General features: G+C 63.4%; 21 protein-coding genes and 1 tRNA gene. 7 read left to right on the top strand and 15 right to left on the bottom strand.

The features are described 5' to 3' along the window. Positions 1–116 precede the first annotated feature (116 nt). Positions 117–1,013, top strand: coding sequence for a LysR substrate-binding domain-containing protein (locus tag Q0687_RS32870; RefSeq protein ID WP_298886095.1), 897 nt, complete (start codon positions 117–119; stop codon positions 1,011–1,013). Positions 1,014–1,093: 80 nt separating this feature from the next. Here Q0687_RS32870 and Q0687_RS32865 read toward each other — a convergent pair whose 3' ends face one another. The 5 genes from Q0687_RS32865 to Q0687_RS32845 all read right to left on the bottom strand — a co-directional run bounded on the left by Q0687_RS32865 (position 1,094) and on the right by Q0687_RS32845 (position 6,468). Beyond that, positions 1,094–2,281: an ABC transporter permease gene (locus Q0687_RS32865; RefSeq protein WP_298886093.1), complete on the bottom strand. Its 1,188-nt coding sequence runs from the start codon at positions 2,279–2,281 to the stop codon at positions 1,094–1,096. Positions 2,282–2,285: 4 nt separating this feature from the next. Then, entirely contained in the window at positions 2,286–3,446 is a 1,161-nt protein-coding gene (locus tag Q0687_RS32860; RefSeq protein WP_298886090.1) for an FtsX-like permease family protein, read from the bottom strand. After that, positions 3,443–4,123 carry an ABC transporter ATP-binding protein gene (locus tag Q0687_RS32855; protein WP_298886182.1) on the bottom strand — a complete coding sequence of 227 codons (681 nt, stop codon included), beginning with the start codon at positions 4,121–4,123 and terminating at the stop codon, positions 3,443–3,445. The genes Q0687_RS32860 and Q0687_RS32855 overlap by 4 nt, the downstream gene beginning before the upstream one ends. 49 nt (positions 4,124–4,172) lie before the next feature. Next, positions 4,173–5,240 carry an efflux RND transporter periplasmic adaptor subunit gene (locus Q0687_RS32850; protein WP_298886087.1) on the bottom strand — a complete coding sequence of 356 codons (1,068 nt, stop codon included), beginning with the start codon at positions 5,238–5,240 and terminating at the stop codon, positions 4,173–4,175. Between the two features lie 64 nt (positions 5,241–5,304). Further along, positions 5,305–6,468, bottom strand: a complete 1,164-nt coding sequence (locus Q0687_RS32845; RefSeq protein WP_298886084.1) for a helix-turn-helix domain-containing protein — start codon at positions 6,466–6,468, stop codon at positions 5,305–5,307. Between the two features lie 298 nt (positions 6,469–6,766). Between Q0687_RS32845 and Q0687_RS32840 the strand changes: the two genes are divergently transcribed. From Q0687_RS32840 to Q0687_RS32815, 6 genes are all read left to right on the top strand, one after another. Continuing rightward, entirely contained in the window at positions 6,767–6,928 is a 162-nt protein-coding gene (locus Q0687_RS32840) for a hypothetical protein (RefSeq protein ID WP_298886082.1), read from the top strand. Positions 6,929–7,298: 370 nt separating this feature from the next. Beyond that, on the top strand, positions 7,299–7,985 hold the full coding sequence (locus Q0687_RS32835) for a bacterial transcriptional activator domain-containing protein (protein WP_298886079.1): 687 nt from the start codon (positions 7,299–7,301) through the stop codon (positions 7,983–7,985). A gap of 208 nt (positions 7,986–8,193) precedes the next feature. Next, positions 8,194–8,442 (top strand): hypothetical protein, encoded by a 249-nt coding sequence (locus tag Q0687_RS32830; protein ID WP_298886077.1) that lies wholly within the window; start codon positions 8,194–8,196, stop codon positions 8,440–8,442. 61 nt (positions 8,443–8,503) lie between these two features. Beyond that, positions 8,504–9,871, top strand: a complete 1,368-nt coding sequence (locus tag Q0687_RS32825; protein ID WP_298886075.1) for a hypothetical protein — start codon at positions 8,504–8,506, stop codon at positions 9,869–9,871. A 12-nt stretch (positions 9,872–9,883) separates the two neighbouring features. After that, on the top strand, positions 9,884–11,737 hold the full coding sequence (locus Q0687_RS32820; RefSeq protein WP_298886072.1) for a TIGR02594 family protein: 1,854 nt from the start codon (positions 9,884–9,886) through the stop codon (positions 11,735–11,737). A gap of 30 nt (positions 11,738–11,767) precedes the next feature. Next, positions 11,768–12,484: a hypothetical protein gene (locus Q0687_RS32815; protein WP_298886070.1), complete on the top strand. Its 717-nt coding sequence runs from the start codon at positions 11,768–11,770 to the stop codon at positions 12,482–12,484. 58 nt (positions 12,485–12,542) lie between these two features. Here Q0687_RS32815 and Q0687_RS32810 read toward each other — a convergent pair. The 10 genes from Q0687_RS32810 to Q0687_RS32765 form a co-directional block, all read right to left on the bottom strand. Beyond that, positions 12,543–12,618 (bottom strand) — tRNA-Phe (locus tag Q0687_RS32810). A 183-nt stretch (positions 12,619–12,801) separates the two neighbouring features. Then, positions 12,802–12,984 carry a DNA gyrase inhibitor YacG gene (gene yacG, locus Q0687_RS32805; RefSeq protein WP_298886068.1) on the bottom strand — a complete coding sequence of 61 codons (183 nt, stop codon included), beginning with the start codon at positions 12,982–12,984 and terminating at the stop codon, positions 12,802–12,804. Between the two features lie 126 nt (positions 12,985–13,110). Continuing rightward, entirely contained in the window at positions 13,111–13,740 is a 630-nt protein-coding gene (locus tag Q0687_RS32800; RefSeq protein ID WP_188098821.1) for a Maf-like protein, read from the bottom strand. Positions 13,741–13,897: 157 nt separating this feature from the next. Then, complete coding sequence (locus tag Q0687_RS32795; protein ID WP_298886057.1) at positions 13,898–14,365, bottom strand: low molecular weight phosphatase family protein; 468 nt, start codon at positions 14,363–14,365, stop codon at positions 13,898–13,900. Positions 14,366–14,370: 5 nt separating this feature from the next. Continuing rightward, positions 14,371–14,868, bottom strand: a complete 498-nt coding sequence (locus tag Q0687_RS32790; RefSeq protein ID WP_209965924.1) for a UPF0262 family protein — start codon at positions 14,866–14,868, stop codon at positions 14,371–14,373. Continuing rightward, the gene (hisD, locus tag Q0687_RS32785) at positions 14,865–16,160 is read right to left on the bottom strand and encodes a histidinol dehydrogenase (protein WP_298886050.1); all 1,296 of its coding nucleotides are present in this window, start codon (positions 16,158–16,160) and stop codon (positions 14,865–14,867) included. The genes Q0687_RS32790 and hisD overlap by 4 nt, the downstream gene beginning before the upstream one ends. Before the next feature lie 141 nt (positions 16,161–16,301). After that, positions 16,302–16,751, bottom strand: coding sequence for a DUF2948 family protein (locus Q0687_RS32780; protein WP_298886047.1), 450 nt, complete (start codon positions 16,749–16,751; stop codon positions 16,302–16,304). A 156-nt stretch (positions 16,752–16,907) separates the two neighbouring features. Further along, positions 16,908–17,732: an alpha/beta hydrolase gene (locus tag Q0687_RS32775; protein ID WP_298886044.1), complete on the bottom strand. Its 825-nt coding sequence runs from the start codon at positions 17,730–17,732 to the stop codon at positions 16,908–16,910. A gap of 131 nt (positions 17,733–17,863) precedes the next feature. Next, entirely contained in the window at positions 17,864–18,373 is a 510-nt protein-coding gene (locus tag Q0687_RS32770; RefSeq protein WP_298886042.1) for a hypothetical protein, read from the bottom strand. 196 nt (positions 18,374–18,569) lie between these two features. After that, a complete protein-coding gene (locus Q0687_RS32765) occupies positions 18,570–18,878 on the bottom strand; it encodes an EthD family reductase (protein ID WP_100175035.1) in 309 nt (102 codons plus the stop codon). Positions 18,879–18,889: the final 11 nt, after the last annotated feature.

Here is an 18,889-nt window from a genome sequence, read left to right as displayed (position 1 = left end):
GCGGCGTGCATAGCCATTCGCCGCTCGCAAGCGGACGACGACTGCATCGGTCATTCGTTGACCAGGTGCGACATCAAGTCCAATATATAGAACGACACGATTGATAGGTTTTCGCTATGGATCTCCGTCAGGTCAGATACTTCATCGCGGTCGCCGAAGAGCGCAGCTTCACCCTCGCCGCACGACGGCTGAACCTGTCGCAGCCGCCGCTCAGCCAGCATATCCAGGCGCTCGAGGCCGAGCTCGGCACCCAGCTGCTCTACCGGACGAGCCGCAAGGTGGAGCTGACCCAGGCCGGTGAAGCGATGCTGCTGCGCGGGCGCGCCATCCTGCAGCAGGTCAAGTCGGCGGAAGACGAAGTGCGCTCGATCGGCGCGGGCCTCGTCGGAACGCTGGATCTCGGTGCGACCGGGTCGATCCTGCGCGGTCGCCTTGCCGAGTTGCTCGCGGCCTACCGCGAGGTCGCGCCATTGGTCAGGATGACCGTGCACGAGCAGGCGCCGGCGCGACAGATCGCGGCCCTGCTGAACCGGACCACCAACATTTCCCTCATCCGCGGCGTTCCCGCCGAACGCGACCTCACCAGCAAGCTGGCCTGGCGGGAAGAGGTCGTTCTCGCCGTGCCCCGCAGCCACCGCCTGGCGAAACGCAAGCGCGTCTCGCTCGGCGAGCTGGCGTCGGAGGATCACGTCGTCCTCGACCCCGACAGCTCCGATTTCGCTCGCTATGTGCAGAGCTGCTGTGTCGATGCCGGCTTCCTGCCAAAAGTGTCCCAGCAGGTCGTCGACGCCCAGTCGATCCCGAGCCTGATCGCGGCCGGCTTCGGCGTCGCGCTCGTGCCGCAGTCGATCGCGCGTTTCACGACAGCCGACATCGCGTTTCGTCCCATCCGCCCCTCACCGCCGGCCGCCGACGTGTTCCTGGTGTACAGGGAGGACGAGACCTCGATGGTGGTGCACAATTTCATCAAGCTCGCGCTGCGCTATTTGGGGCAGAGGAAGAGGGTGGTGTAGATCCTGGCGATGGAAGAATGTCCCAAGATCGTCTGCATGATGTTGCGCAGCTTCACGCCCTCATCAAATCGCGGACACGATCACCCATAAAGCCCGGCGACGATCGGCATGCGGGCGGCGCGCAGTGCCGGAAACAGGCCGCCGAACAAACCGACGGCGAGCGCGAGTAACAGGCCCTGTCCAATCAGGCGCGGCGTGAGCTGGAAGTTGAAAACAACTTGGCTGAAGCTTGCGCCCATGGTCGAGGCGGTGAAGCCGTCAAACACCAGATAGGTGGCTGCGGCCCCGATCACGCCGCCGATCGCCGCGAGGATCAGCGACTCCACCAGCGTACCGACGAACGCCGAAAAGCCGCCGAACCCGATGGCGCGCAAGGTGGCGATCTCGGTCGCCCGTGCCGCGACCGAGGAGTACATCGTGTTGAGCGCACCGGCGAGCGAACCGAGCGCCATCGCGATCGCCAGCGGCCAGCCGAGCTTCTGGATCAGGTCCGACGTATTCGAGGCCTGCTGGGCGAAATAGGCGGCCTCCGACATCACGTCGAGCTTGAGACGCGGATCGTTGTCGCTGTAGGCGCGCAGCGTCTCGATCGCTGCCGGGCTGGTCAGCCGCGCCCGCACGGTCTGCACGGAGCCGGCGCGCTTGAACAGGCTCTGCAGCACCGGCAGATCGGCCCAGATTTCCGATTCGAACACGCTGCCGTCGGCGGCGAAGATTCCGACCACGCTCCACCGCGTACTGTTGAACGTCACGGTCTGGCCGAGTTCGAAACCTTCGAATTCCTTGCCGAGCGCCCTGCCGACGATGATCTCGTTGGTGCCCGGATTGAACATCCGGCCCGCGGTGATGACGACGCCGCGTCGTAAGCCCGGCCCCAGCGGACCAAGGCCGCGCAGCGGCAGGCTCGCCTTGGTCCCGGTGCTGCGCTTGATTCCATTGACGGTCAGATAGAGTTCGCCCGAGGTCTGCGGTTTGCCGTCGGGTCCCCTCGCAATGCCGGGGCCGTCCTCGATCAGCCGGACCTGGTCGCGCAGGACCACGCTGTTGATCTCCGAGACGGCGCCGCTGCGCAGCACGACGGCGATATCCTCCGCACCGGAATCGGCGATGGTGCGCCGGAAGCCGTTGGCCATGGAGAGGAACGCCAGCAGGACCGTGACGACGAGCCCGACCGCGATCACGGTGGCCAGAGACAGCCACAGGCGCTGCGGCAGGCTCTTGAGATTGATGGCGGTGACCGCCAGGATCTGCAGGATGATCGAGCGCATCGGGTCAGCTCCGTCCCAGCGCGGTGACGATGTTGAGGCGCATCGCATTGAGCGCCGGCACCAGGCCAGTGATGATGCCGAATACGACCATCAATCCCACCGCCGCCGCCGCGATATCGGGGTAGAGCGAGAGCGCCGGAACGAAGTTCATCAGGCTGTCCCGCACCTTCGTGATCAGCAGCAGCGCGACGCCGAGGCCAGGCAGGCCGCCGAGCAGCGCCAGCAGAATCGATTCGCCGAGCACCATGCGCAGGATGCGTCCGCCGGAAAAGCCCAGCGTCTTCAGCACGCCGATTTCGCGTGTGCGCTCGCGCACCGTCATCACCATGGTGTTGCCGACGATCATCAGGATCGTCACGAAGGCCGCTCCGACCACCAGCTCGACTATCAAGGCGATGTTGCCGAGCTGGGCGGCGAACGCCTTGCTGAAGGCCTTCTCGCTGTCGGTCGTCGTCTCGTAAGGCGAGTTGGCAAACATCCCGTCGATGGCCTCTATCACGCGCTCGTTCGCGGCCACGGACGTGGTACGCAGCGCCAGCCAGCTGATCAGGTCCTTGCCGAACGAGCGGGTCTCGTTGAAATAGTCGTAGCCCATCAGCATGACGTTGGTGTCTGCCTGCGGAATGCGGGCGGTGAAGCTGCCGACGATGATGAAGTCCCAGGCGTGCGAGCCGCTCTTTTGCGACCAGATGCTGCTGGAGATCGGAATATGATCGCCGACCTTCCAACCCCATTTCTCCATCATGCGCGCCCCGACCAGAACGCCGGTTCGCTCGCGGATGAAGGCGGCGCGAGCCTCGGGTGAAAACACGAAGTCGGTGTCGCGAAGCTTCATCCAGTTCTCCGGATCGACCGCAAAGGCAGCGATGAAGTTCCTCGGCTCCTGGTAATAGCCTCCGAACCAGCTGAAGTGGGTGATCTGGGCGACCCCGTCGATGGCGGCGACGCGGTTGTAGTAGGAGATCGGCAAGGGCTGGGTGAAGTTGATCTTGTTGAGGACGACCAGGCGGTCGGGCGTGGCGCGGTCCTGGCCGGCGTTGAAGGCGCGCTCGAAGCTCGCCAGCACGGCGAAGATCGCAAACGCGATCAGGATCGAGACCATCATCAGGATGGCCCGCAATTTCCGGCGGAACAGGTTCTTGCGGATCAGGACCAGATCGTTCACGCCACGAGCTCCTTCTCGATGAAATGGCCCTTGTCGAGATGCAGCGACCGCTTGGCGTATTGCGCCGCCGCCGGATCGTGGGTCACCATCACGATGGTCTTGCCGAGATCGCGGTTGAGCACCTGCAGGATCGACAGCACCTCGTCGGCGGTGCTGCGATCGAGATCTCCGGTCGGCTCGTCGCACAGCAGCAGCGCCGGATCGGAGACGATGGCGCGCGCGATGGCGACGCGCTGCTGCTGCCCGCCCGACATTTCCTTGGGATAGTGCTTGACCCGGTCGGCGAGCCCGACCACGCCGAGCGCCGTCTCGACCCGCTCACGGCGCTCCTTGCGGCCGAGCCGCGTCAGCAGCAGCGGCAATTCGACATTCTGCGCCGCGGTCAGCATCGGCATCAGATTGTAGAACTGGAAGATGAAGCCGATATGGGAGGCGCGCCAGCGCGACAGTTCGCTCTCGGACAGCCGATCAAGCCGCTCACCGGCGACCTCGATCGCGCCTGAATCGGACCGATCGATGCCGCCAAGCAGGTTGAGCAGGGTGGTCTTGCCGGACCCCGACGGTCCCATCACGGCAACGAAATCGCCGCGTGGAATCGCAAGGTTGAGAGCATCGAAGATGGTGATGGTCTCCTTCCCCTTGGTGAAACGCTTGCAGAGATCGACGATGTCGATCATCGGGTCGATCGGGTCGGCTGGCGATAACATGGGTCTTACTCCCGCGTGCTCAGGGGGAATCGGGCCGCGCCGCGGCGGGCGTGCCGTCGTCCAGGAACGTCACCTTGATCGCCATGTCAGGCAGAATGCGTGGATCCTTCACGTCCATGCCGACACGGACCTTGACGGTCGCCTTTTCGCGATTGGCTGTGGGCACGATGGCGATGACGGCGCCCGGAATGCGCCAGTCCGGATAAGCATCGAGCACGGCTTCGACGCGGGTGCCGGCGTGCAAGCGGCCGATCGAGGCTTCGTTGACGTCAACCTCGATCTCGATCGAGTCCATGTCGACAATGGTGCAGATGCCGGTGCGGGTGAAGCCGCCGCCAGCCGACAGCGGCGAGATCATCTCGCCGGGTTGCGCGCTGCGGTCGACCACGACGCCGGCGAAGGGCGCGCGGATCCGGTGCTTGCCGAGCACCTCGCCGTAGCGCTGGGCCTCGAGTCGAGCCGCCGTCAGTTGCGCCTGCGCCTGGTGGAGCTGGGCCCGCAGCACGCCGGCTCTGGCCTGCGCCTTGGTCAGATCCGCTTCGGTCGCATAGTTCTTCCCCGACAGCGTCTGGGTTCGACCGAGGATCCGCTCGGCGTCGGCGAGGTCAGCGGCAATGGCGGCCATGGCCGCTTCGGACGCCTCGGCGCGCGCCTGTGCCAGCGCGTAATCCTTGTCGGCCAGGACATCGTCGAGCCTGGCGAGAACCTGGCCCGCCTGCACCACCATGCCCTCGTCGACCAGGAGCTCGACCACCTTTCCGGTGACCTCGGCCGCGATGGTGGCCTTGCGGCGCGCCACGACGTAGCCGGACGCGATCAGACTGCCGGTGCTACCGGGCGCAGGGGCCACGCTCTTCTGAACTGCGTTATCGGGCTGGACGACCTGAGGCGACGGCCCATCGGCGGCTGGCGCCAGCGCAGGCTGCATCGGGCTGCCGAGCCAAAACGCCAGACCGCTTCCCAGCACGATCAGGGCGATCAAGATCCCGACGGTCGGCAGCAGCCATCGTCGCGGCCGTGACGAAGGCCCGACCGGCGGGGACCGTTCGATCGTGAGCGAGCGGAGTGATCTCGTCCTGTCATCCATCTCCAAAGCTTGCCCGCTCCCGCATGCTCGCTCTCGCCCGATACAGAATTCGGCTAGCCGATTTTCAACGGGATTGGCCGATTCTGAAGTTTTCGTCGTTCTCCAATGCAATGGCCGCCGATCGGGCAAGTGCGTCACGACGGAATTCGGTCGGCGTCAGGCCGATTTCGGCTTTGAACGCGCGATTGAACGGACCAATCGACTGGAAACCGGCGTCCATGGCGATCGTCAGCACCGCGACGTCGCGTTGACTGGGATCGGATAGCGCCGCCTTGGCCTCATCGATTCGATAACGATTGAGAAAGGCATTGAAGTTGCGATAGCCGAGGCCCTCGTTGATGGCCTGGCGGAGCCGATATTCCGGCAAGCCGAGCTTGGCCGCGAGTCCGCCAATGGTGAGGCCCTCCTGCCGATAGACCCGTTCGACGGTCATCAAAATGTCGAGCCGACGCAGCAGCAACGACGTTGTGGCATCATGACCGCCATCGGCCGCCTTGATCGGGGCCGCGCGATCCGTCTTTTCGGACGCAGTTGCCGCAGCCATTGCGACTGCAGCGGGAAGAGCCGGCGGCGGATGGAACAGGCTCCATCCGGCCAGCGCCGCGATCGCCAGCAGACCGGCCGCGGTCGCCAGGCTGCCCGATATGCCGAAGCTATTGGCCGAGATCGACGTCAGGTCCGGGACGGACAGCAAGACCACAATGAGCAGCGCCAGAATCAGGACCGCGAGCCGCAGCCGGCGCCGGCCGGGGACGAGGTCGGCCTTCCACGTCCTGACGGTCTGAACGGCGGCCGATAATGCCAGGACGATCGCCAGGACCGACATCGATCGAACGCCCGCCTTGGCGAAGTCAGGCCATGTCGTCCAGGTGTATATCACCGAGAACCAGACGCCGACGACGGCCAGCCACAGCACGCCATGCCAGCGCCGAACCACGAAATCGTCGTCGAAATTCGCACGCGCCCATAACCAGACCAGCACCGGATTGGCGCCCAGAACCGGCATGATCCACCAAACCGATGCCTTCGGCACGAACGGTGCTGTTACCATTGCGTAGAGCGCGCCGGTGGCGGCCATGGCAACGCTGAGCCATTTGATCGTAGCCAGCGGGCGAACACGCCCGAGGGTGACGACCACCATCATCAGGAAAAGGCCGGCAACTGCGCCGCGCAGGCCGAGGTCAAGTGCGGTGGCTTCCATGCTGTCCGCGATTCGAACCATTCCCATCGGCGAACCCAAGACGCTGCACGTGCTGGCCGATTGTTGCCGTCGAAGCGCCGCTCCGCATCACAGGTGCAGACGCTACAACCTCAAGGATAATCGGACGGGCGTCTGCTAGCAAACCGGCGGTGTGCGGAGGGGAATGCCCGCTCCAAGCTTGGCACCGAAAGCCAATGGTGCGCCATTCAGAGCCAATTGCGAACTCTCATGTAATTGAAATTACTATGTAATTGCATTCGATTCAGCCACTGCTCTTTTGCTCTCCAAGCGCTCCCCCCCAACGCAACCGAGAAGATGTCCTGGCATGCGCTCCCTTGCGGAGTTCATCGACGGCTGGGGCCGCATCATGAACATCTACACTCTCGCAGACAGGACCAATCTCGAACAGCTCATCGCCGGCGATCAAAAGCGCCCCCTCGCCCTTCGCAGTTCTGTCAGCAAACGGCGATCGACGTTTGTTCAGTAGAAATCCTGCCGACTGGATTACACGCAGAAGTTTGGAGTGATTCAGGTTGCCCGTCGACAGAGCGAACGTAAGCCCGCTACCCCGCTACCACGCTAATGCCTGCAAAGCTCATCAGGGAGCAGCGAGCAGCAGCGTCGATTTGAAATCTTGACTCTGGGCAGTTTTTTGTCAGGCTACAATTTTAGGGCGAATTCTAAAAAGTTCTTTTGAAGCGTGCGTTGGGGGCAAGGCCGTGTTGACGATAAGCCTGCTCGGGTCCAGCCGAGTCGCGAGTGACAACGAACATATCTGGGCTGAACTCGGACCAGCCGGGCGGCGGATGGCCGGTTTTCTCTTCACTTTTCCCGATCGCCCTCATCGCCGCGAAAGAATGATCGACCTGTTTTGGCCGGACCTCGACGCAGAGAGAGGGCGCCGGGCCATGAACTCGGCGGTCTGGCGCCTGCGGAAACTGCTCGCGTCGTCTCGCGAATGCGAAAAGGACAACAATCTCAGAACCGTGGGCCCTGAGACGATCCTGGAGAAGTGCGCCTGGCTCGACGTCGATACCTGGGCTCTCCTTCACGCCGCCCAGACGACGCTCGGCGGCTCCGTGGCTGACCTCCACGCGCGCAGGATCAAGGAGATACTGACCGTCCTGTACCGGTATGAGGGTCCCTTCCTGGATGGAGAGGAGGCCGATTGGGTTCTGGAGGAACGCGAGCGGCTTCATTCCATGTTCGTCCAGGCCGCCCTTGTCCTCGTCCGGCATCTTGGACAGCAGGAGCGTCATCACGAGGCCATTCAACTCGCGCGTCACGCACTCCGCTTCGATCCCTACAGGGAAGAGTTGGTTCGATACCTCCTGATCGTGCTCGCGCTCGACGAGCGGCGCAATGACGCCATTCGATATTATGATCATTGGATTGGCCTGATCAGGAAAGAGCTTGGTATTTCGCCCCTTCCGGCCACACGGGCGACCATCGAAGAGATCAAGAACCTGCACGATGCCGAAACCTTGCAGCATTTGCGCGCGCGGTTGTTCGGCACCGATGGACGACAGCGCTCCCTGAGCTGAGCTCACTCTCACTGCCCAGAGCATCATGCGTAGTTGCTGCGGCCGGGTCGCCGGCGCTGCCCGCGCGGCTGCAAGTCATGCCGTGATCTCACCGTGATCGGCAGACCATCTCTCCGCGAGCCCGCCCCCAGCCGGCCGAGATCGGACACCGGCGATCCCGAGATCATCGCCGGATCGTTCCGAGTTCGGACCATGCCATCGTCACGGCATGAGCTTGCAAAGACCACCGGTTGATCCGGTTTTCATCCTGCGATTCTGGCGCGAAGCGCTCGACGGCAGCGGCTTGGCTCGCTGGCGGGTGCAGGTCCGCAACATCAACACGGGTCGCCGCGACGTCGTCGACGACGTCCAGAGCGCCTTCACGATCGTCACTGCCAATTTGAACGCTGCCGAGGAGAACTACGAGCGCTCCGAAGAGCCGAGAACCGGGACATCTGGCGATGATTTTGACGACTAGTCACTCTGCTGAGACGGGGACGTGGATGCGCTACGTTGTGAGGTGGGCGGCGTGTATCGCGATGGCGGTGTTTTCTGCCGGCTGCGACCTCAGTTCCAACCAGGGCGTCGGCACCAATCTCTATCCCGCCGATGTCGCGACGCAGACCGACCTGCAGAACGCCTACGTTGCCGCGATCTGCCAGCAAGCCGGAATCGTGCCGACGGCTTTCGATGGTGTGACCAGCTGCGGCCCCGATCCCTATGATGCGAAGACATGGTGGCTGTTCGTCCAGGCCGGCATGAACGATATCGACCAGCGCTGCGACGCCTATCTGGCCTGGCTCGACGATGCGCAGCGCACGCGCGAGCCGGTGCTCAACGAACTGGCTCTCGCCAGCGCGACGGCGCAGACGATCATGCTGGCGAGCGGGGTGGGCGCCAATCCGATCACCATCGTCGGTGCTGCTTTCGGGCTCGCGGCCGGTACTTTCACCAACGTCCAGTCGCGCCTGATCCTCACCATGCCGCACTCGACGATCCAGGCGGTCGTGCTCAGCCGGCAGAAGGAATACCGGGACCGGCTGATGGGTACGGCATCGACCAAGGCGGTCGCCATCATCAGCAGGCCGAATGCCCTTTATGCGCTGCGCTCTTATCTGCGCCTGTGCATGCCGATGACGATCGAGACCGAGATCAACAACACCATCGCCACGTTCGAGCGCAACGGCGCCGAGGGGCTGCAAAAGGACTCGTTGATTTCACCCAGGAGCGCGGGCGTGCCATTCACGCCGACGACCGTGGTGGTGAAGCCGGTGCGCAAGTTCGAGGCACCGCCCGATGCGATCGCACAGTTCTTTACCGAAAAGGGGCTGAGCAAGCAGGACGAGGAATTCGCTCTGAATGGGCTTTGCCTCGACAAGAACACCAAAAGCGGACTGCCCCAGGCGAAGTTGATCCAGATGCTCATCGACATCTACGAGGCGACGCGGAGTACGCCGAAGCCGACGGTCGATCACGTCATCGACAGGAATGAGCGGTTTGCCATCATCACCCAGCCGGATTGCGGCGATGCGATGAATTTCTTCGAGAAGTTCACCTTTGCCAATACGACAGTGCAGGACGTCAACGGCGGAAATCCCAGCGCCGGCAACCTGAGCGCTTTCATAGACCTGCTGAATGTGTCGGGTCCCAGCGCGGCTCTTCTCAACACGACCAAGCTTGGTGCGCCGGCGCTGCGCACCAAGATCGCGCTGGTTCGCACAGAGTTGGGACAGGTTGATCTGGTGGCTTCAGCAACCACCCAGGCGACCCCAGCCCTGGTGGCGAGACTCGTCAAGCTGCAAAGAGAGAAAGCAGCCGCAACTGCGGCTCCGGCTGCGACTCCAAATGCAGCTTCAAGTCCAAATCCAGAATTGAATGCGGCTCCAGCTGCGCCTCCGAAACAGTGATGAAGGTCAGCCATGACAGTTTATCTGGTTAAAGGTTTCCCCGACCTGCTCGATAAGCCCGACGGCAAGGCCATCGATGGCTTGACCGGAAACATGACCGTCGTCGGCACCGGAAACGTCTCGGGCGACTTTGTCGAGGTCAAGGTCGACGATGAGACCGGATGGGTGGCGAAGGGAAGCCTCGTCGTGAAGGGGCGCGACGTCCTCAGCGAAGCGGCCTTCGTTCGCGAATGCCTCGTCGCGGAGCGCGCCGTCAACGCGCTGGACCAGACCGCCCCTTGGTTCGTCTCGGCCGATTATGTGATTGCGCGGGCGATCTTCGAAACCCAGGATACCGGCCACAAGATGGTGAATGTTGGCCCCAAGATTCCGGGATCGGATGGCGTCGGCCCATGCCAGATCAGCACGGCGGAATGGCAGCGCTTCCTCGACAATGGTGGCACGCTTTCGGCCGGCTTCGGAACGGGGAGCGTGGATGACCCTCTGTCCCAGGCCTGGGGCGCGGCCTTCACGATGTTCACGGACGCCAAGGCGATCACGCAGGCGAAGCGGAGCGCCGGCCAGGGCAGCGACACCGAGCCGCCGCTGCCGAGCTATCTGGAAATCTTCCTCGCCTATATGACCGCCGGCCCGAAAGCGGCGATCATGCTCGCCGCGGCGGCTGCGACGCCGGCGGATATGGGGCAGGATCCGGCGACTGCGGCCCCGGCAGCTGGGTCCGACGGTACCCTCAAGCTCAATGATTTTCTCAAGAGCAAAGCGGGCCTCGCCGACGACCAGATTGCGGCCCTTTTCAAGGCGCGCCCCGGTCTGACGGGAACGAACGACGCGAACGCCAAGACCGTTACGGATTTCGTCAACGGCGTCAGCACGAGATTCGCCCAGGGGCTGAGCGACGCCTTCGATCTCATCAACAAGAACGCGCCGGAGACGATTGTCGCGGTCCTCGGCTCCGGCAAGGCGCCGTGGTTCGATGTTGCCAGGCAAGAAGAGGCCAAGAATATCAAGGAGGGCGTCGGAAATAGCGACGCCAGGATCCTCGAATATTTCAAGTCGATCAATTTCCCGACCGACACGTCGCAGACACCCTGGTGCGCGGCCTTCGTCTCATTTTGCATGAAGACCTGCAACAATCCGGTCGCCGCCGCCAGCGTCCCGAAAGACAATCCGGCAACGGCCGCATCGTGGAAGAGCTGGGGCGATCCGCTGCCGATCAACGCCAGCAATACGCCACCGGGCGCGGTCGTGGTGCTGGCGCCGACGGAGAAGCACGACACCACCGGCCACGTCGGCTTCTACGTCAAGGGCGACGTCAACACGATCACGCTGCTGGGCGGCAACCAGTCGGACCAGGTGAAGGAGAGCACCTTTGCGCGCTCGCGCGTCGCGGCGATCCGCTGGCTCGACGTGGCAGGGGCTACCGCCACCGGACCTGTTGCCACCGGCAACATCAACCTCCCCAAGGATTTCGGTCCCGATCAGAGGAAGAATGCCGATCTCATCATGAATGCCTTTGCCGCCGCCGGCTTCGGTCGGATCCATCAGATCACGGCGGTTGCCAATGCATGGAAAGAATCGACCCTCAAGGCCGACGCGAGAACCAACAATTCGATCGAAGACAGCGTCGGGCTGTTCCAGCTCAACATGCGAAAGGGTCTCGGGGTTGGTCATCAGCTGCCCGACCTCCTCGATGCGAAAAAGAATACCGATATCATCATCGGCGTTTGCAAAAAGGTGCCCAGCTTCGTCAAGGCGACAGATCTCGAGCAAGCCGTGACCGCCTTCGTGCGCTTCGTGGAAATTCCGGCAAATCAAACCGCAGAGATCGCCGACCGGCTGCACAAGGCCAATTCGCTCATGGCCTGATGCAGGATCCCCGTCGACCTGGAGGAAAAAATGGACGTCACCCAACCCACGAGCGTCATCCAAGCGCTGCTTAACGGCAGCGTGTCAAATCTTGCGAATCTCGTCACCGCCATCGGCGCGCTCGGTGGCGCGTCCATGGGATTGGTCGACACGACAAAGATGTTTCGCGGCGGACCGTCCAATTTCGGGTTCGGCTTCATCGAAGACGGGCTCGCCCCGTTCCTGGATGCGATCGCCTCGAACGCGGCGCCCTTCGGCAAGCACGCGATCCTGCGAACCCTGAAAGGCGACTGGTTGAACGGCGCGGCCAAGCCTGACCAGAAGGCCAAGGCCAAATCGCTCATTCAGCTCAGCCTGTCGCCGGCCAATGCAGCGGCGCTCGCCAATGTCGCGGCGGTCGATGCCGACGCGTTGCTGTCGGCGGCGCAGAGGAAAGCCGACGGGGTACCCGCTGCGGCCGAACACACCAGTGCTCTCGAGCAGTTCGAATCCGTGCTCACGGCCGTGATCGATGAAGCCTATGAGCGCGGCGATCAGAAATATCGCAACGCCGCAAAAACCCTCGCCATGGGGACGTCGGTCGTGCTGAGCGAAATCGCCGGCATGTCGATCTGGGGACACTCGCAGGAGAACCTGATCTTCTTCCTGGTCACCGGCCTCATCGCAACACCGCTGGCCCCGATCGCCAAGGACGTCGCGAGCGCGCTTCAGACGGCGGCAACTGCTGCAGGCGTCCTCAAGAAGTGACGGCAAAGGCAGGGTTTGTGTCAGCGCGCGGCGGCAGTGCCAGCTAACAAACGGGAGATGGTGCCCAGGGGCGGAATCGAACCACCGACACTGCGATTTTCAGTCGCATGCTCTACCAACTGAGCTACCTGGGCGTGCTCTGCGAAGGACCGAACGGCCATCGAGCGGGCGGTTTATAGTGGGCTCGCAGCGGCCTGTCTACCCACGCTTCGCCTGCGGCTTCACGGGGCACGGCCCGGCTGTGCACAAGGTGAGGCGCCGTTGCAATGGCTGAGGCACAGAAATTGGGCGGATCATATAAGATATTGATATTATTATCATTCCACGTCATCCACCTCGTCATCCCGACCGGGGATGACATAGGAGCCCTTCAGCCAGCGGTTCAAATCGACGTCGCGGCAGCGCGAGGAACAGAACGGACGGGTGGCCTGTGCTTGTGGCTTGCCGCAGATCGGGCAGGTTTTCAGGGGCCCAGCGGGCTTTTTGACGTGATCGTCCATGATCGGGGATAGCTGTACACGAGGTCGGGGCGTTCAAGGGTCCGGCGGCAAACAGATATTTCGTCCCGCGGCGCATCCGCTGCGCCGGCCGGTTCTACTGTGCATGGGGTTGTTTTCGCGGTTCTGTCAGACGGCGGTGGCGTTGAGCCAGCCGAAGCGGATCGGAAAGCCCTCGCCGCCGAGCAGCGTCGTTGTCTCGTAGAGCGGCAGGCCGACCACGTTGGTATAGGAGCCGACCATCTTCACCACGAACGAGCCGGCAATGCCCTGCACCGCGTAGCCGCCGGCTTTGCCGCGCCATTCGCCGGAACCGATATAGGCCTGGATGTCGTCCTCCGACAGCCGCTTGAAGCGGACGCGGGTTTCGACCAGGCGCTGGCGGAAGGCCTCGCGCGGCGTCACCAGGCAGATCGCGGTGTAGACGCGGTGGTTGCGGCCCGACAGCAGCCGCAGGCACTGCGCGGCTTCGTCCACCAGGTTCGCCTTGGGCAGGATGCGGCGGCCGACCGCCACCACAGTATCGGCGGACAGGATGAAGGCGCCGCGCAACTCGTCGTCGAGCTGCACGGATTTCAGCGCCGCATCGGCCTTGGCCCTTGCGAGCCGGTTGGCGCAGGCGCGCGGCAACTCGCCCCGCCTCGGCGTCTCGTCGACATCGGCCGGCCGGAGCGCATCCGGGTCGATGCCGGCCTGGTTGAGCAGCGACAGGCGCCGCGGCGAACCGGAGGCAAGAACGAATTTGGGGCGGCCAAGCATCAGGTGATTTTTGGGAGATTTGGCAGGGGGTGAATTGCGCGCGGAACCTATCGGAAGGGGGCTGATTTCACAACCCGGGAACCCGGACTTTGGTGATTCGAGGTTTCCGACATGCGTGTGCCCTTAGTCTGTGACGCGGGTGTTACGGGCTCCGATACTACCCACTCGCCGCGCCCACCTTGGCGAACCGCCGGCGGATCCGCATCAGGAGCTGGTCGCAGACATCGCGGTAGGCGGCGAGCTTCTGGTCGCGGCTGCCCTCCATCGTGGTCGGATCGTGCGTCGGCCAATATTCGACGTCGGCGGCGAGCGTGCGGGTCAGCTCCAGCGCCTTGTGGTGCGCCTCGGGCGACAGCGTGATGATGAGGTCGAAATTGAGCCCCTCCCAATCCTCCAGCTCCTCGAAGGTCTGCGGCTTGTGGCTGGAGATGTCCTGGCCGAGCTCGGCCATCACGGCCACGGCGAACGGATCGAGATCGCCTTTTCTCGCGCCGGCAGATTTCACGTAGAGGCCTTGCGGAAACATGTGCTGGAGCAGGCTCGCGGCCATCGGCGAGCGCACGCTATTCATCGCGCAGGCAAACAGCACCGATTGCGGATCGCGTGTGCGTGGCGGACCCGCCATCGCACTTAGCCCTTCCAATGCAGAACAGTGATGAGCGTGAACAGCCGGCGCGAGGTCTCGAAATCGACCCGCACCTTGCCCTTCAGCCGCTCCTGCAGCGTGCGCGATCCCTCGTCATGGATGCCGCGACGGCCCATGTCGATGGCCTCGATCTTGTCGGGGGTCGCGGTCCGGATCGCCTGATAGTAGCTGTCGCAGATCATGAAATAGTCCTTCACGATCCGCCGGAACGGCGTCAGCGACAAGAGATGCGCGACAACGGGCGTGCCGTCCTCTTGGCGAATGTCGAACATCAGCCGGTTGCCGCTGATGCCGATGTGCAGCGTGAACGGGCCCTTGCCGTCCGCGCCATCAGGCGCGAACAGGTTCTGCTCGATCAGGTCATAGATCGCGATCGCGCGCTCATGCTCGATGTCGGGGCCGGAGCGGCCGATCGAATCCTCGTCGAGGGTGACCGCGACGATGCGATTGGTCGAGTCGTCCTGTTCGGGCGGCTTTGTCATGACAGATTGAGGCGCAATCCAATCGAGCGCGAATGGGCGTCCAGCCCCTCCGCTTGTCCGAGCGTCATCGCGGCCGGTCCCAGCGCACGCAGCTGGTCCGGGCCGCATTTCAGGATCGAGGTGCGCTTCATGAAATCGGCGACCCCGAGCCCTGATGAGAATCGCGCCGAGCGCGCCGTCGGCAGCACGTGGTTGGAGCCGCCGACATAGTCGCCGATCGCCTCCGGCGTATGCGCGCCGAGGAAGACAGCACCGGCGTTGCGGATCTTTGCGGCGAGCGCGTCGGGATCGTTTGTCATGATCTCGAGATGCTCGGCGGCGATCGCGTCGGCGAGCGGAATGGCCTCAGTGAGGTTCTTCACCATGATGATGGCGCCGAAATCGGCCCAGGACTTGCCGGCAATCGCCGCGCGCGGCAGCGTCTTCAACTGTGCCTCGACCGCTTTCTCGACATCGGCGGCAAGGCGCGTGCAGTCGGTGATCAGGATCGATTGCGCGCTGGCATCGTGTTCGGCCTGTGCGAGCAAATCGGCGGCGATCCAGTCGGCATTGCCGGTGTCGTCTGCGATGACAAGCACCTCCGAGGGGCCGGCGATCATGTCGATGCCGACCTTGCCGAACACCAGACGCTTTGCGGCGGCGACGTAGGCATTGCCGGGGCCGACGATCTTGGTCACAGGCGCGATCGTTGCAGTACCATAAGCGAGCGCAGCGACGGCCTGCGCACCGCCGACACGATAGATTTCGGTGACACCGCCGAGCGAGGCGGCTGCCAGCACCAGCGGATTGAGCTTGCCGTCCGGCGAGGGCACCACCATCACGAGGCGCGAGACGCCCGCGACCTTGGCCGGCACTGCATTCATCAGCACCGAGGACGGATAGGCCGCAGTGCCGCCGGGCACGTAGAGGCCGGCGGATTCGATCGCGGTGTAACGCCAGCCGAGTTCGACGCCGAGCGGGTCGGTGAAGCGCTCGTCCTTCGGCAGCTGGCGCTGATGGTAAATCTCGATGCGGTCGCGCGCGAGCTTTAGTGCGTCCAGCGTCGCGGGTTCGCAGGCCTTTGTCGCGGCGTCGATCTCGGCAGCCGAGACGCGAAGGCCGGATGCATCCAGCGTGAGCCGGTCGAACTTGGCCGTGGCCTCGAGCAGGGCGGCGTCGCCGCGCCTCGCCACGTCGTCGACGATGGCGCGTGCGGCGGCCTCGACATCGGCCGAGACCTCGCGCTTGGCGGCGAGGAAGGCCGCAAATCGCTGGTCAAAATCGGCGCTGCTGCGGTCGAGACGAACGGGCATTTTTGGCTTGGCTTCTGCTGGTTTTGAGGGGGCGCGGTCCGGCTCACCGGCCCCCTGCTCAATGGCGCGGCGGGGAAGCTGCGTCAACCCTTGGGACGCTCGGCGACAACCTGAGCTGCTTCCTCTGGTATACCGGCCACCTCACCCCTCCCCCTCGATCCCCAATCCCGTTCCCATTTCGTCCGCCCCGAGATCGGTCAGTTCGCACTCCAGGCATTCGACGTCGAGGCGGATGGCGCCGCCCTGGGCGAACAGCAGCAATGCGCTACCACCGGGCTCCTCGTTGCGGCCCTCCTGGGGATGAAACTCGATGCCGACGAGGTCCAGCACCTTGTCTGGAGCGGCAAGATCGATGTTGCGCGACTTGCAGGCGAGCACGCGGTCGAAACGAAGCGCCGAAACCAGCCGGCGCGGCTCGGTCTCGCCTGCCAGCGTCTGCTCCCAGTCCAGCCGGCTCATGCCGACCACCAGGCGCTTCTCGCCCTGCCGCCAGATGATGTCGGACGGCTGGACGCGGGCGTCCTGGACGTGGGTCGAGATCACGGCGAGATCGTCGGCATCGAGCGCAATCAGTTTGAGCTGGGGAGACATCACCGACACTTCTCCTCGAGGGACCAGACGGGACTTAACGCACGCAGGCGCTGAAGTATCCATAGGGTTCGCGGCCGATGTGGCGGCCACGAACCCATTATACCGGTCAATGTCGCTGAAACATCCCCTCCTTTCCCGCGGAGGAGAGCAGGTCGTTTAACTCTTGAAGAACGCCAGCAGGTCCGCGTTGATGGTCTCGGCTTCCGTGGTCGGCATGCCGTGCGGAAAACCCTTGTAGGTCTTCAGCGTGCCGTTCTTGAGCAGCTTGGCCGACAGCGGCGCGGAATCAGCGTAAGGCACGATCTGGTCGTCGTCGCCATGCATCACCAGCACCGGCACATTGATCTTCTTGAGATCCTCGGTGAAATCGGTCTGCGAGAACGCTACGATGCCATCGTAATGCGCCTTCGCACCGCCCATCATGCCCTGACGCCACCAGTTCTGGATCACCGCTTCCGACGGCTTGGCGCCGGGGCGGTTGTAACCGTAGAACGGTCCGGTGGGGAGATCGCGATAGAATTGCGTGCGGCTGGCGGCGAGTTGCTTCTGGAGATCGTCGAACACGCTTTTCGGCAGGCCGCCGGGATTGGCTGCGGTCTGCACCATCAGCGGCGGTACCGCGGAGAGAATTGCGGCCTTCGCCACGCGGGATTCGCCGTGACGCGCGATGTAGTGCACGACCTCGCCGCCGCCGGTGGAATGGCCGACATGGATGGCGTTCTTGAGGTCGAGATGCGCGGTCACCGCCGCGAGATCGTCGGCATAATGATCCATGTCGTGACCATCGGCGACCTGCGCCGAGCGGCCGTGGCCGCGGCGGTCATGGGCGATGACGCGATAGCCGCGTGTGACGAAGAACATCATCTGCCCGTCCCAGTCGTCTGATGACAGCGGCCAGCCATGGCTGAACACGATCGGCTGCCCCGAACCCCAATCCTTGAAAAAAATATCGACGCCGTCTTTGGTGGTGATCGTGGGCATGGACTGCTCCGTTTCGGTAAAAATGATCAGGCGCGGCGCACGAACAGTCGCGCGCCGATGATCCGGATATGGTTTCGTGAGATCCCGAATGCGATGCCGCGGATCGATCCGGCACGGCGACAATCGTGTGATCAGGCAAATGCCATCGGTCTATAGCGGCGCCATGCGCCGATAGTCACCAGCACGAAGAACAGCAGCACGATGCCTTGCACCACGGCGAACACCGGGCCCGACGGCGGCGCCGGCGGCACGGCCGGTGCGAGCGCGGCCAGCGCCGGGATCTTCAGGAATGACTGGATGATCAGCACGAAGACGTTGAAATAGAGCGAGATCATCGCGGTCACGATGTAGACCGGCCGCCAGGCGCCTTTGAGCTTCATGCCGTAGAGCGCGATGCAGGCGATCGCGAGCAGCACCAGCGAGATGCCGGCGATGATGTAGGAGGGCAGCAGTTCCTTGAACGGGAACAGAAAGCCCGTCGCGTTGGTCAGGATGGTGAAGAGCAGGAAGATGGCGGTGAGGCCCGGCATCGGCTTCGAACCAAGCAGGCCGAACATCACGACGAGCCCTGCGGCGATAGCGATCAGGCTGATGATGACATGGACCAGTGTGAAGGCTTGCAGGCTCATCCCGAGAACCATGGCATCTCTCCTACTCTCTGCATTGAGATCGCAGGATTGATATTACGGTCCTCATCGGATTGCCACATGCGGCACGATCACACATGCGCGTCCAGCCATGCATCGTCGTGCGAATCGACAAATGCATGACTGAATTTTTTGCAGCGCTGCCACATCAGACGGCGGCTTTCGACGAAAGTCGGATCGGTCGTCGCCCTCAAACTTCCTTGGTGTCGAAGATCAGGAGGTCGGCGCCGCCGCTGGCGAATTTCGGCACGTCGCCGGCGGCCGCCTTGCCGGCTTCGCTGCCGAACGCCTTCTGGATGTCACCGACGCTGTCGAAAGTGAGGATGGCGACGAGGTGAATGCCTGAGGGACCTGCGGGCGAGCCGACCGCGCCGGTGCTGACGGCGTATTTCTTCAGGCCGGGAAGCTTCTTGGCAAGCGGAATGTGAGTCTCGGCATAATGCTTGTCGAAGGCGGCAGCATCCTTGGGCGTCTTGTAGAGCACGACGAGTTCGGCCATTTAGTCCTCCC

The sequence above is a fragment of the uncultured Bradyrhizobium sp. genome (assembly GCF_936928535.1).
In the GTDB taxonomy this organism is placed as follows: Bacteria; Pseudomonadota; Alphaproteobacteria; order Rhizobiales; family Xanthobacteraceae; genus Bradyrhizobium.
Note: the sequence above shows the minus strand (reverse complement) of the source record. Positions and strands in the feature narration are given on the sequence as shown.

What these genes read in the sequence shown, in the direction of transcription:
- Q0687_RS32765 (WP_100175035.1), bottom strand. Translation starts at nt 18,878, where the DNA reads ATGGCCGAACTCGTCGTGCTCTACAAGACGCCCAAGGATGCTGCCGCC.
- Q0687_RS32800 (WP_188098821.1), bottom strand. Translation starts at nt 13,740, where the DNA reads ATGCTTGGCCGCCCCAAATTCGTTCTTGCCTCCGGTTCGCCGCGGCGC.
- hisD (WP_298886050.1), bottom strand. Translation starts at nt 16,160, where the DNA reads ATGCCCGTTCGTCTCGACCGCAGCAGCGCCGATTTTGACCAGCGATTT.
- Q0687_RS32835 (WP_298886079.1), top strand. Translation starts at nt 7,299, where the DNA reads ATGATCGACCTGTTTTGGCCGGACCTCGACGCAGAGAGAGGGCGCCGG.
- Q0687_RS32770 (WP_298886042.1), bottom strand. Translation starts at nt 18,373, where the DNA reads ATGGTTCTCGGGATGAGCCTGCAAGCCTTCACACTGGTCCATGTCATC.
- Q0687_RS32790 (WP_209965924.1), bottom strand. Translation starts at nt 14,868, where the DNA reads ATGACAAAGCCGCCCGAACAGGACGACTCGACCAATCGCATCGTCGCG.
- Q0687_RS32840 (WP_298886082.1), top strand. Translation starts at nt 6,767, where the DNA reads ATGCGCTCCCTTGCGGAGTTCATCGACGGCTGGGGCCGCATCATGAAC.
- Q0687_RS32865 (WP_298886093.1), bottom strand. Translation starts at nt 2,281, where the DNA reads ATGCGCTCGATCATCCTGCAGATCCTGGCGGTCACCGCCATCAATCTC.
- Q0687_RS32870 (WP_298886095.1), top strand. Translation starts at nt 117, where the DNA reads ATGGATCTCCGTCAGGTCAGATACTTCATCGCGGTCGCCGAAGAGCGC.
- Q0687_RS32820 (WP_298886072.1), top strand. Translation starts at nt 9,884, where the DNA reads ATGACAGTTTATCTGGTTAAAGGTTTCCCCGACCTGCTCGATAAGCCC.
- Q0687_RS32845 (WP_298886084.1), bottom strand. Translation starts at nt 6,468, where the DNA reads ATGGGAATGGTTCGAATCGCGGACAGCATGGAAGCCACCGCACTTGAC.
- Q0687_RS32830 (WP_298886077.1), top strand. Translation starts at nt 8,194, where the DNA reads ATGAGCTTGCAAAGACCACCGGTTGATCCGGTTTTCATCCTGCGATTC.
- yacG (WP_298886068.1), bottom strand. Translation starts at nt 12,984, where the DNA reads ATGGACGATCACGTCAAAAAGCCCGCTGGGCCCCTGAAAACCTGCCCG.
- Q0687_RS32775 (WP_298886044.1), bottom strand. Translation starts at nt 17,732, where the DNA reads ATGCCCACGATCACCACCAAAGACGGCGTCGATATTTTTTTCAAGGAT.
- Q0687_RS32825 (WP_298886075.1), top strand. Translation starts at nt 8,504, where the DNA reads ATGGCGGTGTTTTCTGCCGGCTGCGACCTCAGTTCCAACCAGGGCGTC.
- Q0687_RS32780 (WP_298886047.1), bottom strand. Translation starts at nt 16,751, where the DNA reads ATGTCTCCCCAGCTCAAACTGATTGCGCTCGATGCCGACGATCTCGCC.
- Q0687_RS32795 (WP_298886057.1), bottom strand. Translation starts at nt 14,365, where the DNA reads ATGGCGGGTCCGCCACGCACACGCGATCCGCAATCGGTGCTGTTTGCC.
- Q0687_RS32850 (WP_298886087.1), bottom strand. Translation starts at nt 5,240, where the DNA reads ATGGATGACAGGACGAGATCACTCCGCTCGCTCACGATCGAACGGTCC.
- Q0687_RS32855 (WP_298886182.1), bottom strand. Translation starts at nt 4,123, where the DNA reads ATGATCGACATCGTCGATCTCTGCAAGCGTTTCACCAAGGGGAAGGAG.
- Q0687_RS32815 (WP_298886070.1), top strand. Translation starts at nt 11,768, where the DNA reads ATGGACGTCACCCAACCCACGAGCGTCATCCAAGCGCTGCTTAACGGC.